Genomic DNA, 16,303 nt, shown 5'->3' with positions numbered 1-16,303 from the left:
GGCATGATATAATGGTTAGAGAAGTCTAGAAAGAGGAAAGATATGAACGAAATCAAATGTCCCAACTGTGGGGAAGTCTTTACAGTAAATGAGAGCCAGTATGCTGAACTTTTATCCCAAGTGAGAACAGCTGAGTTTGATAAGGAATTACACGATCGCATGAAGCAGGAGCTGGCCTTGGCTGAGCAAAAGGCTATGAATGAGCAACAGACTAAACTGGCTCAAAAAGACCAAGAAATTGCGCAACTGCAGAGTCAAATCCAAAACTTTGATACAGAGAAAGAGTTGGCCAAGAAAGAAGTTGAACAGACAAGTCATCAGGCTTTATTGGCAAAGGACAAGGAACTACAGGCCTTGGAAAACCAATTGGCCACCTTGCGTTTGGAGCATGAAAATCAACTGCAAAAGACCCTTTCTGATTTAGAAAGAGAGCGTGATCAGGTCAAAAACCAGCTCCTCTTGCAAGAAAAGGAAAATGAGTTGTCTTTGGCTTCTGTTAAGCAAAATTACGAAGCCCAGCTCAAGGCAGCCAGTGAACAAGTCGAATTTTACAAGAATTTCAAAGCCCAACAATCCACAAAAGCTATCGGGGAAAGTTTGGAACAGTATGCAGAGAGTGAGTTTAACAAGGTTCGTAGTTTTGCCTTTCCAAATGCCTACTTTGAGAAGGATAACAAGGTCTCTGCGCGTGGATCTAAGGGAGACTTTATCTTCCGTGATTTTGATGAAAATGGTCTAGAGTTCATTTCCATCATGTTTGAGATGAAAAATGAAGCGGACGGAACAGAGAAGAAGCACAAGAATGCGGATTTTTACAAGGAATTGGACAAGGACCGTCGGGAGAAGAACTGTGAGTATGCCGTTTTGGTGACCATGCTTGAGGCCGATAACGATTACTTTAACACAGGGATTGTTGACGTCAGCCACGAGTATGAAAAGATGTATGTGGTTCGTCCTCAGTTCTTTATCCAGTTGATTGGTCTCTTGCGAAATGCGGCGCTTAATTCCCTAAAATACAAACAAGAGTTGGCCTTGGTTCGAGAGCAAAATATCGATATTACACATTTTGAGGAAGATTTGGATGCCTTTAAAGTAGCTTTTGCCAAGAACTATAACTCCGCTTCGACCAACTTTGGTAAAGCTATCGATGAAATCGACAAGGCTATCAAACGCATGGAAGAGGTTAAGAAATTCCTAACCACATCCGAAAACCAACTCCGTCTCGCTAATAACAAATTGGAAGATGTTTCAGTTAAAAAATTGACCCGAAAAAATCCAACTATGAAAGCGAAATTTGAAGCGCTGAAGGGCGAGTGAGATTACCTTAAAAACAGGAGTTCCTATGAAAAAATCTTTGAAATTCTCGGAAATTTATATTGCTTATTTACCATTAGTTGTATTTTTTCTTAATCTCCTATATGGTCTTTTAAATATTGAAGGCGTAGGCGATACTGACTCAAGATATAATTTATTCTTTGCTATTTTTGGATTTATTCCAACTATATTCGGTTATGGAATTAGTTTTTTGGCTAATCTTTTGGTGGGGATATCTTATGTGCGAAAAGCAAAAAATGAATCGAAACGCTCCATTGCTTTCCTATTGATTGGAAATATTTTTTTAGCAATTTTTCTGATGTTTTTGCTAAGATTTAAAATGATTGTTTCCTTTGACTTTATAAAAGATATTGACCTTTGGAGTTTCATTTTTTCATTATTTTTATTTCCGTATTTAGATTGGATTTATCAAAAGGAAAACTATAATCCAAAATTAAGTCGTAAGTTACTTATTCTATTTTTGATTGGGATTTTTTCTCCATTTATAGGAAATACAATTCAAACCCACTTTAGAAATAATGCTAAAGTTCAACAATTAAAAGAGTTTTATTCTTCTATGGGAATGAATTATGATGTTGCTCTTAAAAGCGTAGAAATAGAAAGCAACGTTTCAGATATTAGTATTTTTGATGTATCGGATAATGGAATGACTATCCAAGTAGGTGCTAAGTACATTCGTCAAAAATTAACACAGGTCAGTTTCATTAATGAGAATTATGGTTTTAAAGAATTCTTGAGGCTTTCTGCATCGAGCCAAGAAGCTCAGACAGTTCTGAATGATTTTAAATCAGCTGTAGAAAGTGCAATACAAAAGAAAGGATATGATATAGTAGTTATTGATGATAAAGAACAGCCATTAGCTAGCCCTGGTTTTAAAATATCAAATTCATATAGGATAACTCCTTTAATAAAAGAAAAGGCTCTTCAAAATCAAAATTCATTCAGTAAAGAAAAACAAGCTTTTAGAGGATATGCGACTCTTTCTGTTAAAGACTTTATGAAGGAGGGAGCACTTTGCTTGCATTTAACACTTAGCAAAATCAACCTATTGGAACTAGGAGATATTGATTTTTCAAGCTTTCCAGATGGATATTACAACATAAATGCTGACTACTTTTTGGTTGTTAATGGAAAATATAAGCAACTTGAAAAGGATGATAATTTTGAATATATTTTACCAATTGAGTCGGGTAAACCATTTTACTCTGAGGATTTATATGATATTAAAAAAATTGATTTAAACAATGAGGAATAGAAGTGAAAGGGAAATTAGAAACAACACATGAACGGTATTATCAACTTAAAAAAAGAAGCGGGGATGACCTCGCACGATGCGGTTTTTAAGCTGCGCAAGATTTTGGGAACCAAGAAGATTGGTCATGGTGGGACCTTGGATCCAGATGTGGTGGGTGTTTTGCCTATTGCGGTGGGTAAGGCGACACGCATGGTCGAGTTTATGCAGGATGAGGGTAAGGTCTATGAGGGGGAAATCACTCTTGGTTATTCAACGACGACTGAGGATGCCAGCGGAGAAGTGGTCGCAGAGACACCCGTTTTGTCTCCCTTGGATGAAACCATTGTCGATGAAGCGATTGCGAGTCTGACCGGACCTATTACCCAGATTCCGCCTATGTATTCGGCTGTCAAGGTTAATGGTCGCAAGCTCTATGAGTATGCGCGTGCTGGTCAGGAAGTGGAGCGTCCAGAACGTCAGGTGACTATTTATCAATTTGAGCGGACTAGTTCGATTTCTTATGACGATCACCTCGCACGTTTTACATTTCGTGTGAAATGCAGTAAGGGGACTTATATCCGTACCTTGTCAGTTGACTTGGGAGAGAAGCTTGGTTATGTGGCCCATATGTCCCATCTGACACGGACTAGTGCTGCAGGGTTACAACTGGAGGATGCTCTTACCTTGGACGAAATTGCTGAAAAAGTGGAGGCTGGTCAACTGGACTTTCTCCATCCTCTTGAAATTGGAACGGGGGATCTTGTCAAAGTTTTCCTAAGTCCTGAAGAGGCTACAGAAGTGCGCTTTGGTCGTTTTATCAAGCTAGACCAAACGGACCAAGAATTAGCTGCCTTTGAGGGAGATACATTGCTAGCCATTCTAGAAAAAAGGGGCAATCTCTACAAGCCAAGAAAGGTTTTTGGCTAGTCTAACTGGAGTGTGGGGATGGATTTGTTTCCCCTAGACTATCCAAATCAGACTATAAATTTTGCAAAAAATGTGATAGAATAGACGACGGATAAAAAAACGGAGGATAGCATGCAAAATAGACCAATCATTATCGGAGTGACAGGTGGTTCTGGTGGAGGAAAAACAAGTGTTTCAAGAGCCATTTTATCGCACTTTCCTGATGAAAAGATTTCCATGATTGAGCATGATTCATACTACAAGGATCAGTCTCACTTGACCTTTGAAGAGCGTGTCAAAACCAATTACGACCATCCATTTGCCTTTGATACAGACCTGATGATCGAGCAGATTAAGGAATTGTTGGCAGGGCGCCCAGTGGACATCCCGACTTATGACTATACAGAACATACACGGAGTAGCAAGACCTATCGTCAGGAGCCTCAGGATGTCTTTATCGTTGAGGGGATTCTGGTCTTGGAGGACAAGCGTCTGCGCGATTTGATGGATATCAAGATTTTTGTGGATACAGATGATGATGTGCGTATTATTCGTCGGATCAAGCGAGATATGGAGGAGCGTGGTCGTAGTCTGGATAGCGTGATTGACCAATATCTAGGTGTGGTAAAACCTATGTACCACCAGTTTATTGAGCCAACCAAGCGTTATGCTGATATTGTCATTCCTGAAGGGGTCAGTAATACCGTTGCTATCGACCTTTTGACCACCAAGATTGCAAAGATTTTGGAAGAAGCGCGAAACAGTAAATAATCAGATGAGGAGGCCTAGCCTCCTTTTTCTATTTTTCCTTTAGTTTCAGTAGGAAAAAGGTGATTTTTAAGCATGTTTTTGGTATAATAATACCCATGGAAAAGCAAGAAAATGAATAGTAGGTGGAGATGGAAAAGTATTTATCGGTAACAACTTTGACCAAGTATCTGAAAATGAAATTCGATAAAGACCCTTACTTGGAACGGGTCTATTTAACTGGTCAAGTTTCCAACTTTCGTAAACGACCTACTCACCAATATTTCTCCTTAAAAGATGACCACGCAGTTATTCAAGCAACCATCTGGTCAGGGATCTATCAAAAATTAGGTTTCGACCTGGAAGAAGGAATGAAGATCAATGTAATTGGGCGTGTGCAGGTCTATGAACCAAGCGGTAGTTACTCTATCATCATTGAAAAAGCTGAGCCTGATGGGGTTGGGGCGCTAGCGATTCAGTTTGAACAACTTAAGAAAAAATTGACGGAAGAAGGTCTATTTCAAGAGAGATTCAAGCAACCTCTTCCCCAGTTTGCTAAGCGAATCGGTGTGGTAACCAGTCGCAGTGGAGCTGTTATTCGAGATATTATCACGACCGTCAGCAGACGCTTTCCAGGTGTTGGCATTCTTCTCTATCCGACTAAGGTGCAAGGTGATGGAGCTGCGGAGGAAATTGCTCGAAATATTGCGCGTGCCAATCAACGTGAGGACCTAGATGTTCTCATCATTGGTCGTGGTGGGGGTTCCATCGAGGATCTCTGGGCTTTTAACGAAGAGATCGTGGTACGGGCTATTTTTGAATCCCGTTTGCCAATCATTTCTAGTGTGGGACATGAGACAGATGTGACCTTGGCGGATTTTGTGGCAGATAGACGGGCTGCAACGCCAACAGCTGCAGCTGAACTGGCAACACCTGTAACCAAGTTGGATCTTCTGACCCATTTGCAAAATCAAGAAAAGCGGATGGCGACAGCAGTTCAGAATGTCCTGTCAAGAAAAAAAGAAGCTCTGAAAAAATGCAGTCAGTCGGTCATCTTTAGACAGCCAGAGCGCTTGTATGACGGCTATTTGCAACGGTTGGATCAGCTGCAACTGCGATTAAAACAAAGTTTGCGAACACGGATTTCTGATAGCAAACAGCTAGTCCAAGCAAGGACGCATCAACTAGTCCAATTATCACCTGTTACCAAAATCCAGCGTTATCAAGACCGTTTAGGTCAGTTGGACAAGCTCCTACGTAGCCAAATGGCGCTGGTTTATGATGCCAAGGTCGCTGAAGTCAAGCGACTTTCAGAAGCCTTACTGATGTTGGATACCAGTCGAATCGTGGCGCGTGGTTATGCAATTGTCAAAAAAGAAGAGTCCGTAGTCGATTCTGTTGAGATGTTAAATAAAAAAGACCAAGTGACGCTTTTGATGCGAGATGGTCAAGTAGAATTAGAGGTTAAAGATGTCAAAACAAAAGAAATTTGAGGAAAATCTAGCAGAACTAGAGACCATTGTACAAAGTTTGGAAAATGGTGAAATCGCTCTGGAAGATGCGATTGCTGCCTTTCAAAAGGGCATGGTCTTGTCAAAAGAGCTCCAAGCGACGCTGGACAAGGCTGAAAAAACCTTGGTCAAGGTCATGCAAGAAGACGGAACAGAAAGTGATTTTGAATGAAGAAGCAAGAAAAATTAGCTCTTGTCGAGTCTGCCTTGGAAGATTTTTATGGAGACCAGCAGTTTGCCTCTAGTTTGCGAGAGTCTGTTCTCTATTCCGTTCATGCTGGTGGCAAGCGTATTCGACCTTTTCTCTTATTAGAAGTTCTGGAAGCCTTGAAGGTCGCTATTAAACCAGCACACGCTCAAGTGGCCGCTGCCTTGGAAATGATTCATACAGGGAGCTTGATTCACGATGACCTTCCAGCTATGGATGACGACGATTATCGTCGGGGACGCTTGACCAATCACAAGAAATTTGGCGAAGCGATGGCAATATTGGCAGGTGATGCCTTGTTCCTAGATCCCTATGCCTTGATAGCGCAGGCAGATTTGCCAAGTCAGATCAAGGTGGATTTGATTGCCAACTTATCCCTTGCTTCAGGGAGTCTAGGTATGGTGGCAGGGCAGGTTTTAGATATGGAAGGCGAACACCAGCATTTGTACTCCAGACCATTCATGCCAATAAAACTGGAAAATTACTAGCCTATCCTTTCGAAGCCGCCGCTATCATAGCAGAATTAGCTCCAGAAATCCAAGCAAAATTGAAAATGGTTGGTGAATTGATTGGGCTGGCCTTTCAAGTTCGAGATGATGTGCTGGATGTGACCGCTAGTTTTGAGGAAATCGGCAAGACTCCACAAAAGGATTTGCAGGCTGAAAAATCAACCTATCCAGCCTTGTTGGGCTTGGAAGAGGCTATTGCCTTTTGTAACGAAACTCTGGATCAAGCCAATGCGAAATTAGAAGAAATTGTTGAGCAGGTTCCCTTTGAAACAGAGCCGATTGTGAAAGTAGTAGAAAGTTTGAGAATCAATGGCTAAGGAAAGAGTGGATGTACTAGCTTATAAACAGGGTTTGTTTGAGACACGAGAACAAGCCAAGCGGGGTGTTATGGCTGGGCTAGTCGTGGCAGTCCTTAATGGAGAACGCTTTGACAAACCAGGAGAGAAAATCCCAGATGATACTGAGCTAAAACTCAAGGGTGAAAAACTCAAGTATGTCAGTCGAGGTGGTCTAAAACTAGAGAAGGCCTTGCAGGTCTTTGATTTATCAGTGAATGGCGCAACCACGATTGATATTGGGGCTTCCACTGGAGGATTTACTGACGTCATGTTGCAAAATGGTGCTGAGTTGGTCTTTGCAGTCGATGTTGGCACCAATCAGTTGGCTTGGAAATTACGTCAAGACCCACGGGTTGTCAGCATGGAGCAGTTCAATTTCCGCTATGCTGAAAAGACTGATTTCGAGCATGAACCAAGTTTTGCCAGTATTGATGTAAGTTTCATTTCGCTCAGTCTGATTTTGCCAGCCTTGCACCGTGTCTTGGCTGATCAAGGTCAGGTCGTGGCTCTGGTTAAGCCCCAGTTTGAAGCAGGTCGTGAGCAGATTGGAAAGAATGGAATCATTCGCGATGCCAAGGTTCATCAACATGTCCTTGAATCTGTCACTGCTATGGCAGTTGAACAAGGTTTTTCAGTGTTTGGATTAGACTATTCACCAATCCAAGGTGGACATGGAAACATCGAATTTTTGGCATATTTGAAAAAGGAAGATGGAGCAAGTAACCAAGTTGCTCCTGAAATAGAAAAAGTTGTAGAGAGAGCACATAGAGAATTTAAAGATGAATAAAAAAGAGAGACTTGAAAAAATTAGACGATTTGTGACGGATTATCAGATCGGAACACAGGAAGAAATCGTTGAACATTTGAAGGAAGCAGGTATATCTGCTACGCAAGCCACTGTCTCAAGAGACATCAAGGAGCTTGGGATTGTTAAAATTCCTTTGAAGAACAACACATATATCTATGAGTTGCCAAAATCAATCGTCAAAAGTTTGCAGTTAGCTGAGGACAATATTGTGAGTTCTGAGTTAATGGGAAATATGATCAACCTTGCTGTCATTCCTGGAAATACTATTTTTGTGAAGAGTCAGTTGGTTGAAGCATTTTCTGAACAGATTTTTAGCTGTCTAGCTGATGATGATTCTATCTTAATTGTAGCTAGAACAGCAGAGGCAGCTGAAGAAATTGTTGAACAAGTCAAAAAATGGTAGGTCAGTATGTTACTTGAAATTTCGATAAAAAACTTTGCCATTATTGAGGCGATTTCCCTCAATTTTGAAAAGGGTATGACTGTTTTGACCGGGGAAACGGGTGCTGGAAAGTCTATCATTATCGACGCTATGAATCTCATGTTGGGGGCTCGTGCAACGACAGACGTTATTCGTCATGGTGCGCCAAAAGCAGAGATTGAGGGGCTTTTCTCAGTTGAAAATAGTCGCCTTTTACAGGAACTTTTTGATGAGCAAGGTTTGGAAATGGGTGATGAAATTATCATCCGGCGTGAAATTTTGCAAAACGGTCGTAGTGTTAGTCGCGTGAATGGTCAGATGGTCAATCTTTCTGTCTTGCGTGCCATTGGGCAACACCTTGTGGATATCCATGGTCAGCATGACCAAGAGGAGTTAATGCGTCCTCAACTGCACATCCAGATGTTGGATGAGTTTGGTGATGCAGCTTTCTTGGACTTGAAGGAGACCTATCAGACGAGCTTTGATGCCTATCGTAAAATGCGCAAGCAGGTTTTGGAAGTTAAGAAAAACCAGCAAGAACACAAGGCTCGTATTGAGATGTTGGAATTTCAAATGGCAGAGATTGAGGCTGCAAACTTGCAGGCTGGTGAAGACTTGGCTCTCAACCAAGAACGAGATAAGCTTCTCAATCATAAGAACATTGCGGATACGCTAACCAATGCCTATAGTATGTTGGACAATGAGGAATTCTCCAGTCTTGCTAATGTCCGTTCAGCCATGAATGACATGGAAAGTGTCGAAGAATTTGACCCTAAATACCGTGAAATTTCAAGTTCTCTATCAGAGACCTACTATGTTTTAGAAGATATTACAAAGCGTTTGGAAGATATTATTGAAGATCTAGATTTTGATGGCAATCGCCTCATGCAGGTTGAGAATCGCCTAGATCTTCTGAATACTATTTCCCGTAAGTACGGTGGAACTGTGGATGATGTCCTGCTTTATTTTGCTAAGATTACGGATGAGTACAATCTCTTGACGGGTAATAACCTTTCTTCCGAAGACATGGAAACAGAGCTCAAGAAATTGGAAGTTAATCTTGTTGATTTGGCAGGGCAGCTTGCAACAGCTCGTCATGATTTGGCCCAGCAGCTTGAAGCAGAAATTAAACAAGAACTGCAAGACCTCTATATGGAGAAGGCTCAATTTCAAGTTCGCTTTAGTAAGAGCAAGTTCAGCCGTGAGGGGAATGAAACAGTTGAGTTTTACATTTCCACCAACCCTGGTGAAGACTTTAAACCCTTGGTTAAAGTTGCGTCCGGTGGGGAATTATCCCGCCTCATGCTAGCTATTAAATCCGCCTTTTCTCGTAAGGAAGGTAAGACTAGTATTGTCTTTGATGAGGTGGATACAGGTGTTTCAGGTCGTGTGGCCCAAGCCATCGCTCAAAAGATTCATAAGATTGGTCAGCATGGTCAGGTTCTTGCTATTTCTCATCTACCACAAGTAATTGCGATTGCAGATTACCAATTCTTTATTGAAAAGATTAGCGACGAACATTCAACTGTTTCGACAGTTCGTCTCTTGACTTTAGAAGAGCGAGTAGAGGAAGTGGCTAAAATGTTGGCTGGGGAGAATGTAACAGAGGCGGCCCTTACCCAAGCTAGAGAATTATTGCAAACGAGGGAGAAATAAATGACAGACTATTACGTAATTGGAGATGTTCACGGGAAAGCAGGTATGCTAGAAGATCTGCTCAAAACCTGGGATGGTCAAACTCAGTTGCTCTTTCTAGGGGATTTGATTGACCGTGGTGAAGAGAGTCGCCGTGTTCTAGAAATGGTTAAGGACTTAGTGGACAATCAAGGGGCTATCTGTCTATCAGGAAACCACGAGTATATGTTTTTGACTTGGTTGGACAATCCTGAGGAAAGCTATGACCACTATCGTCGCAATGGTGGAGATACAACCATTAACTCTATTTTAGGTCGTCCCTTGGATGCACCAGTTGATGGCGTAGAGGATGCCAAACGGGTTGCGACAGAAGCGGCAGACTTGGTCGAATTTATTCGTCAAATGCCATTTGTGGTAGAGACAGACAAGTATATCTTTGTTCATGCGGGTATTGACTTGACCTTGGATGATTGGCATGAAACCACAGATTACAAGAAAGTCTGGCTCAGAAAACCATTCCACGAAGCTGAAAATCATACCGGGAAAACCATTGTCTTTGGGCATACACCGGTTTATGGTTTGCTGAAGCAAGACCGAGGTACTGCTGAACTTTGGATAACAGAAGATGGCAAGATTGGCATGGATGGAGGAGCTGTCTATGGTGGTGTCCTTCATGGAATCGTCTTTACAGACCAAGGAATGGCCGAACACTACTTTATCGAAAATGACGGCTTTATCGCCGAAGATTAGTACTCCTAGCAGGGTATGGTCTTGTCAAAATGTTAAAAACAATTTATAATAAATAGATACCCTGAAAGGAAGAGCATCATGAATTTAGAAGAATTAAAGAAACGACAGGAGAAGATTCGAAACTTCTCTATTATCGCCCATATTGACCACGGGAAGTCAACCTTGGCAGACCGCATTTTGGAGGCGACTGAGACGGTTTCTAGTCGTGAAATGCAAGCCCAGCTTCTGGATAGTATGGACCTAGAACGAGAGCGCGGGATTACCATCAAACTCAATGCTATCGAGCTCAATTACACTGCAAAAGATGGGGAGACCTATATTTTCCATTTGATTGACACGCCTGGGCATGTGGACTTTACCTATGAAGTGTCGCGTTCCTTAGCTGCCTGTGAAGGAGCGATTTTGGTGGTTGATGCGGCCCAAGGGATTGAAGCTCAAACACTTGCCAACGTTTATCTAGCCTTGGACAATGATTTGGAAATTCTTCCAGTTATTAACAAGATTGACCTACCAGCAGCCGATCCTGAGCGCGTTCGTACAGAGATTGAGGATGTCATTGGACTGGATGCTAGCGAAGCAGTTTTAGCATCTGCCAAGGCTGGTATTGGTATCGAAGAGATTCTTGAGCAAATCGTGGAAAAAGTACCAGCCCCAACTGGTGATGTAACGGCGCCACTCAAAGCCTTGATTTTCGACTCTGTCTACGATGCTTACCGTGGGGTTATCCTCCAAGTTCGTGTCATGGATGGGGTAGTCAAACCTGGCGATAAGATTCAGCTCATGAGCAATGGCAAGACCTTTGATGTGACGGAGGTCGGAATTTTCACACCGAAAGCAGTAGGGCGTGATTTCCTAGCCACAGGTGACGTTGGTTATATTGCGGCTTCTATCAAGACGGTTCAAGATACTCGTGTGGGTGATACAGTTACCTTGGCAACCAATCCTGCCGCAGAACCATTACATGGCTACAAGCAAATGAACCCGATGGTCTTTGCAGGTCTTTATCCAATCGAGTCAAACAAGTACAATGACCTTCGTGAAGCTCTTGAAAAATTGCAACTTAACGATGCCAGTCTGCAATTTGAACCAGAAACATCTCAGGCACTTGGATTTGGTTTCCGTTGTGGTTTCCTTGGACTTCTCCATATGGATGTTATTCAAGAGCGTTTAGAGCGTGAGTTCAACATTGACCTCATCATGACAGCTCCGTCTGTTATCTACAAAGTTAACCAAACTGATGGTGAGTCTATGGATGTGTCAAATCCATCAGAATTCCCAGATCCAACTAAGATTGCGACCATTGAAGAACCTTATGTCAAGGCGCAAATTATGGTACCGCAGGAGTTTGTCGGTGCTGTTATGGAATTGGCTCAGCGCAAGCGTGGGGACTTTGTAACCATGGATTATATTGATGATAATCGTGTTAATGTCATCTATCAAATCCCACTTGCTGAAATTGTCTTTGACTTTTTTGATAAGCTCAAGTCTTCGACGCGTGGTTATGCAAGCTTTGACTACGAATTGTCAGAGTATCGCCCATCTAAGCTGGTCAAAATGGACATTCTTCTCAATGGGGATAAGGTGGATGCCCTCAGCTTTATCGTTCACAAGGATTTTGCCTACGAGCGTGGGAAACTCATCGTGGATAAGCTCAAGAAAATCATCCCTCGTCAACAGTTTGAGGTACCGATTCAAGCAGCTATTGGGCACAAAATCGTGGCCCGTACGGATATTAAGGCCCTTCGTAAAAACGTACTTGCCAAGTGTTACGGTGGTGACGTTTCTCGTAAACGCAAACTCCTTGAAAAACAAAAAGCTGGTAAGAAACGCATGAAAGCTATCGGATCAGTAGAAGTCCCACAAGAAGCCTTCCTCAGCGTCTTGAGTATGGATGAAGAATAGAAATAAAAAACAAAACTCTTGAAGATTTTTCAAGAGTTTTTGCTTTAAATGTGAGCAATAAAATCGGAAACTAACAGAATCAATTAGGTCAGAATTTGACAGAAGTTCTTATTTTTCTTATAATGCAGATGGAGAGGTGGTAGGATGAAAAAATTATTGATTTTAGGTACTGTAGTTACTGTTAGTGCTTTTTTAGCTTCATGCTCCAATAAGTCGCAAACAGCAACCGAAGAAAGTTCGACTGCGGTTGTTAGTTCTTCTAGCAGTCAGGAAACGAGTAGCTCTAGTTCTGCTGTTTCTGAAGCGAAAAAGGAAGAGACACAAATCATCGGTTCGAATGAATATGGATTTGTCAAGGTACCCAAATCATGGGTTCGATTCCATGAAGTAGAAGGTGGAAATGATATACAGTATTGTGATGGAACAGATATCAACATTGTTACGCTGAATACCTTCAAGGCTGAGCAATTTAATATCAGCGAAGAAGAATATGCTAAATTGGATGTTGTGACTGTCTCTGCTAGTATTTTAACTTCCAAAGAACAAAGCTCTGATTTCAGTAAGGTTTGGGGCTCCAAATCGACTATTGGAGGTTATGAAGCCTATGTTGTCAATGCAATTGCTAAGTCAGGAAAATACCTCGTTACCTGGGTTTTCCGATCAAATGATGGTAAAATCCGCTATGTTTCACTTGAAGGGGATGGGGAAACTTTAAAAATAATCTTACCGATGGTTGAAAGTAGCTGGTCAACTACTAAATCTGAATAAATGAAAAAAAGAAGATCAACCGGTCTTCTTTTTGTTATTTTTACGAATAGATAAGAGAGTAGAAAAAGAAATGGAGTTTCTTATGAAAATTGATAACTATGAAATCTATAAACTGCGCAAAGCTGGACTGACCAATCAACAGATTTTAACTGTTCTTGAATATGATGAGACTGTAGATCAGGAGCTCTTGCTAGGTGACATTGCTGAAATCTCTGGGTGCCGCAATCCTGCAGTTTTTATGGAACGCTATTTCCAGATAGATGATGCGCAGTTGGAGAAGGAGTTTCAAAAATTCCCATCCTTTTCTATTCTTGATGACTGTTATCCTTGGGATCTGAGTGAGATTTATGATGCTCCAGCGCTCTTGTTTTATAAAGGAAATCTGGACTTGTTAAAGTTTCCGAAAGTTGCTCTTGTAGGGAGTCGTTCATGTTCTAGTCAGGGAGCAAAATCGGTTCAGAAAGTCATTCAAGGTTTGGAAAACGAGTTAATCGTGGTCAGTGGTTTAGCCAAAGGGATTGATACGGCTGCCCATATGGCTGCACTCCAGAATGGAGGAAGAACAATTGCAGTGATTGGAACAGGATTGGATGTTTTTTATCCTCGATCCAATAAACGTTTGCAGGAACACATTGGCAATCACCATTTAGTACTTAGCGAGTACGGACCTGGTGAGGAACCCTTGAAATTTCACTTTCCAGCTCGTAATCGCATCATTGCTGGCCTTTGCCGTGGTGTGATCGTTGCAGAGGCAAGGATGCGTTCTGGTAGTCTTATTACCTGTGAGCGAGCTATGGAAGAAGGACGCGATGTTTTTGCTATTCCAGGAAACATTTTAGATGGCCATTCAGATGGCTGTCACCACCTGATTCAAGAGGGAGCAAAACTGATTAGTAGCGGTCAAGATGTGCTGGATGAGTTTGAATTTTAAGGAGAAGTTTGTTCACTCAGATAAACTTTTCTTCTTATATATAGGACTTAGGTCTTGACAGTTATGGCAAAATGGTTTACACTTTATAAAGTTTATTACTTTGAAAAGGTGTGATAGTGTGGCTACGGCAACAAAGAAGAAAAAATCAACAGTTAAAAAAAATCTAGTCATCGTAGAGTCGCCTGCTAAGGCGAAAACGATTGAGAAATATCTAGGCAGAAATTACAAGGTTCTAGCCAGTGTTGGGCATATTCGTGATTTGAAAAAATCCAGTATGTCCGTCGATATTGAAAATAATTACGAACCGCAATATATCAATATCCGAGGAAAAGGTCCTCTCATCAATGACTTGAAAAAAGAAGCTAAAAAAGCTAATAAAGTCTTTCTGGCGAGTGACCCGGACCGTGAAGGAGAAGCGATTTCCTGGCATTTGGCTCACATTCTCAACTTGGATGAAAATGATGCCAACCGTGTGGTCTTTAATGAAATCACCAAAGACGCAGTAAAAAATGCCTTTAAAGAACCGCGCAAGATTGATATGGACTTGGTCGACGCCCAACAAGCTCGTCGTGTCTTGGACCGCTTGGTAGGCTATTCGATTTCGCCAATTTTGTGGAAAAAGGTCAAGAAGGGCTTATCAGCAGGGCGTGTGCAGTCGGTTGCTCTTAAACTCATCATTGACCGTGAAAATGAAATCAATGCCTTCCAACCGGAAGAATACTGGACAATTGATGGTGTCTTTAAGAAGGGGACCAAGCAATTTCAGGCTTCATTCTATGGTATGAATGGCAAAAAGATGAAATTGACTACCAACGAAGAAGTCAAAGAAGTCTTGTCCCATTTGACTAGTAAAGATTTCACAGTTGACCAGGTAGATAAGAAAGAACGCAAACGCAATGCACCCCTACCTTATACGACTTCAACCATGCAAATGGATGCTGCTAACAAAATCAATTTCCGTACTCGAAAGACCATGATGGTGGCTCAACAGCTCTATGAAGGGATCAATATCGGATCAGGTGTGCAAGGTTTGATTACCTATATGCGTACAGACTCGACTCGTATTAGTCCAGTAGCTCAGAACGAAGCGGCAAGCTACATTAACGACCGTTTTGGTAGCAAGTATTCCAAGCATGGTAGCAGGGTCAAGAATGCCTCAGGTGCTCAAGATGCCCACGAAGCCATTCGTCCATCTAGTGTCTTTAATACACCTGAAAGCATCGCTAAGTACTTGGACAAAGACCAGCTCAAACTTTATACCCTTATCTGGAACCGTTTTGTGGCAAGCCAGATGACGGGCGCTATCTTTGATACCATGGCTGTTAAGCTTTCTCAAAATGGGGTTCAGTTTGCAGCGAATGGAAGCCAAGTTAAGTTTGATGGTTATCTTGCTATCTACAATGACTCTGACAAGAACAAAATGTTGCCAGATATGGCTGTTGGAGATGTGGTCAAGCAGGTCAATAGCAAGCCAGAACAACATTTCACTCAACCGCCAGCTCGCTATTCAGAAGCGACTCTTATCAAGACCTTGGAAGAAAATGGTGTTGGACGTCCTTCAACTTACGCTCCGACCATTGAAACTATCCAAAAACGTTACTACGTTCGTCTGGCAGCCAAACGTTTTGAACCAACAGAGTTGGGAGAAATTGTCAATAAACTCATCGTTGAATATTTCCCAGATATCGTAAACGTGACCTTCACAGCTGAAATGGAAGGAAAACTGGATGATGTCGAAGTTGGTAAAGAGCAGTGGCAACGGGTTATTGACGAATTTTATAAACCATTCTCCAAAGAAGTAGCCAAGGCTGAATCCGAAATGGAAAAAATCCAGATCAAGGATGAGCCAGCTGGGTTTGACTGTGAAGTTTGTGGCAGTCCAATGGTGATTAAGCTCGGTCGTTTTGGTAAATTCTATGCTTGTAGTAATTTCCCAGACTGCCGTCATACTCAGGCAATTGTCAAAGAGATTGGAGTCGAGTGTCCAAGCTGTCATCAAGGACAAATCATCGAACGCAAAACCAAGCGCAATCGTATCTTCTATGGTTGCAATCGTTACCCAGAATGTGAGTTTACTTCCTGGGACAAACCAATTGGCCGTGACTGTCCAAAATGCGGACACTTCCTTGTGGAGAAAAAAGTCCGTGGTGGTGGTAAGCAGGTTGTATGTAGTAATGGCGACTACGAAGAGGAAAAAATTAAATAAAATGCAGAGCCCTGAAAATGAATTTCAGGCTCTTTTTTGTTGAGGCTTGACAAATTTCCCCCTTGTATGCGAAACTAGAGGAAGAGTAATTTAT

At 41.8% G+C, this 16,303-nt stretch carries 14 protein-coding genes and 1 pseudogene; all 15 read left to right on the top strand.

The features are described from left to right. The first annotated feature begins 42 nt into the window (after nt 1–42). Nucleotides 43–1,317 (top strand): DUF2130 domain-containing protein, encoded by a 1,275-nt coding sequence (locus AXF18_RS08730; RefSeq protein ID WP_049549804.1) that lies wholly within the window; start codon nt 43–45, stop codon nt 1,315–1,317. A 25-nt stretch (nt 1,318–1,342) separates the two neighbouring features. Beyond that, entirely contained in the window at nt 1,343–2,590 is a 1,248-nt protein-coding gene (locus AXF18_RS08725) for a glutamyl-tRNA amidotransferase (RefSeq protein WP_065371828.1), read from the top strand. 27 nt (nt 2,591–2,617) lie between these two features. Next, on the top strand, nt 2,618–3,496 hold the full coding sequence (gene truB / locus AXF18_RS08720) for a tRNA pseudouridine(55) synthase TruB (RefSeq protein WP_049500036.1): 879 nt from the start codon (nt 2,618–2,620) through the stop codon (nt 3,494–3,496). Nucleotides 3,497–3,607: 111 nt separating this feature from the next. Next, nucleotides 3,608–4,246, top strand: coding sequence for a uridine kinase (gene udk / locus AXF18_RS08715; protein WP_001181376.1), 639 nt, complete (start codon nt 3,608–3,610; stop codon nt 4,244–4,246). 128 nt (nt 4,247–4,374) lie between these two features. Beyond that, nucleotides 4,375–5,715: an exodeoxyribonuclease VII large subunit gene (gene xseA / locus AXF18_RS08710; protein WP_065371827.1), complete on the top strand. Its 1,341-nt coding sequence runs from the start codon at nt 4,375–4,377 to the stop codon at nt 5,713–5,715. Beyond that, nucleotides 5,693–5,905 (top strand): exodeoxyribonuclease VII small subunit, encoded by a 213-nt coding sequence (locus AXF18_RS08705; RefSeq protein WP_000043226.1) that lies wholly within the window; start codon nt 5,693–5,695, stop codon nt 5,903–5,905. Before xseA ends, AXF18_RS08705 begins: the two co-directional genes overlap by 23 nt. Next, a pseudogene (locus tag AXF18_RS08700) lies at nt 5,902–6,767 on the top strand (polyprenyl synthetase family protein). Before AXF18_RS08705 ends, AXF18_RS08700 begins: the two are co-directional and overlap by 4 nt. Next, on the top strand, nt 6,760–7,575 hold the full coding sequence (locus AXF18_RS08695) for a TlyA family RNA methyltransferase (protein ID WP_065371826.1): 816 nt from the start codon (nt 6,760–6,762) through the stop codon (nt 7,573–7,575). Before AXF18_RS08700 ends, AXF18_RS08695 begins: the two are co-directional and overlap by 8 nt. Continuing rightward, the gene (locus AXF18_RS08690) at nt 7,568–7,999 is read left to right on the top strand and encodes an arginine repressor (RefSeq protein ID WP_001034390.1); all 432 of its coding nucleotides are present in this window, start codon (nt 7,568–7,570) and stop codon (nt 7,997–7,999) included. The genes AXF18_RS08695 and AXF18_RS08690 overlap by 8 nt, the downstream gene beginning before the upstream one ends. A 6-nt stretch (nt 8,000–8,005) precedes the next feature. Next, nucleotides 8,006–9,673: a DNA repair protein RecN gene (gene recN, locus AXF18_RS08685; protein ID WP_045617279.1), complete on the top strand. Its 1,668-nt coding sequence runs from the start codon at nt 8,006–8,008 to the stop codon at nt 9,671–9,673. Further along, nucleotides 9,674–10,402 (top strand): metallophosphoesterase family protein, encoded by a 729-nt coding sequence (locus tag AXF18_RS08680; protein ID WP_045617278.1) that lies wholly within the window; start codon nt 9,674–9,676, stop codon nt 10,400–10,402. A 78-nt stretch (nt 10,403–10,480) separates the two neighbouring features. After that, the gene (gene lepA / locus AXF18_RS08675; RefSeq protein ID WP_045617276.1) at nt 10,481–12,304 is read left to right on the top strand and encodes a translation elongation factor 4; all 1,824 of its coding nucleotides are present in this window, start codon (nt 10,481–10,483) and stop codon (nt 12,302–12,304) included. A gap of 144 nt (nt 12,305–12,448) precedes the next feature. Continuing rightward, entirely contained in the window at nt 12,449–13,072 is a 624-nt protein-coding gene (locus AXF18_RS08670) for a hypothetical protein (RefSeq protein ID WP_045617275.1), read from the top strand. A gap of 82 nt (nt 13,073–13,154) precedes the next feature. After that, nucleotides 13,155–14,003: a DNA-processing protein DprA gene (gene dprA, locus AXF18_RS08665; RefSeq protein WP_065371825.1), complete on the top strand. Its 849-nt coding sequence runs from the start codon at nt 13,155–13,157 to the stop codon at nt 14,001–14,003. A gap of 118 nt (nt 14,004–14,121) precedes the next feature. Beyond that, nucleotides 14,122–16,209 carry a type I DNA topoisomerase gene (gene topA / locus AXF18_RS08660; protein ID WP_045617272.1) on the top strand — a complete coding sequence of 696 codons (2,088 nt, stop codon included), beginning with the start codon at nt 14,122–14,124 and terminating at the stop codon, nt 16,207–16,209. The last annotated feature ends 94 nt before the right edge of the window (nt 16,210–16,303 follow it).

Source organism: Streptococcus sp. oral taxon 064 (assembly GCF_001683375.1).
In the GTDB taxonomy this organism is placed as follows: Bacteria; Bacillota; Bacilli; order Lactobacillales; family Streptococcaceae; genus Streptococcus; species Streptococcus oralis_S.
Note: the sequence above shows the minus strand (reverse complement) of the source record. Positions and strands in the feature narration are given on the sequence as shown.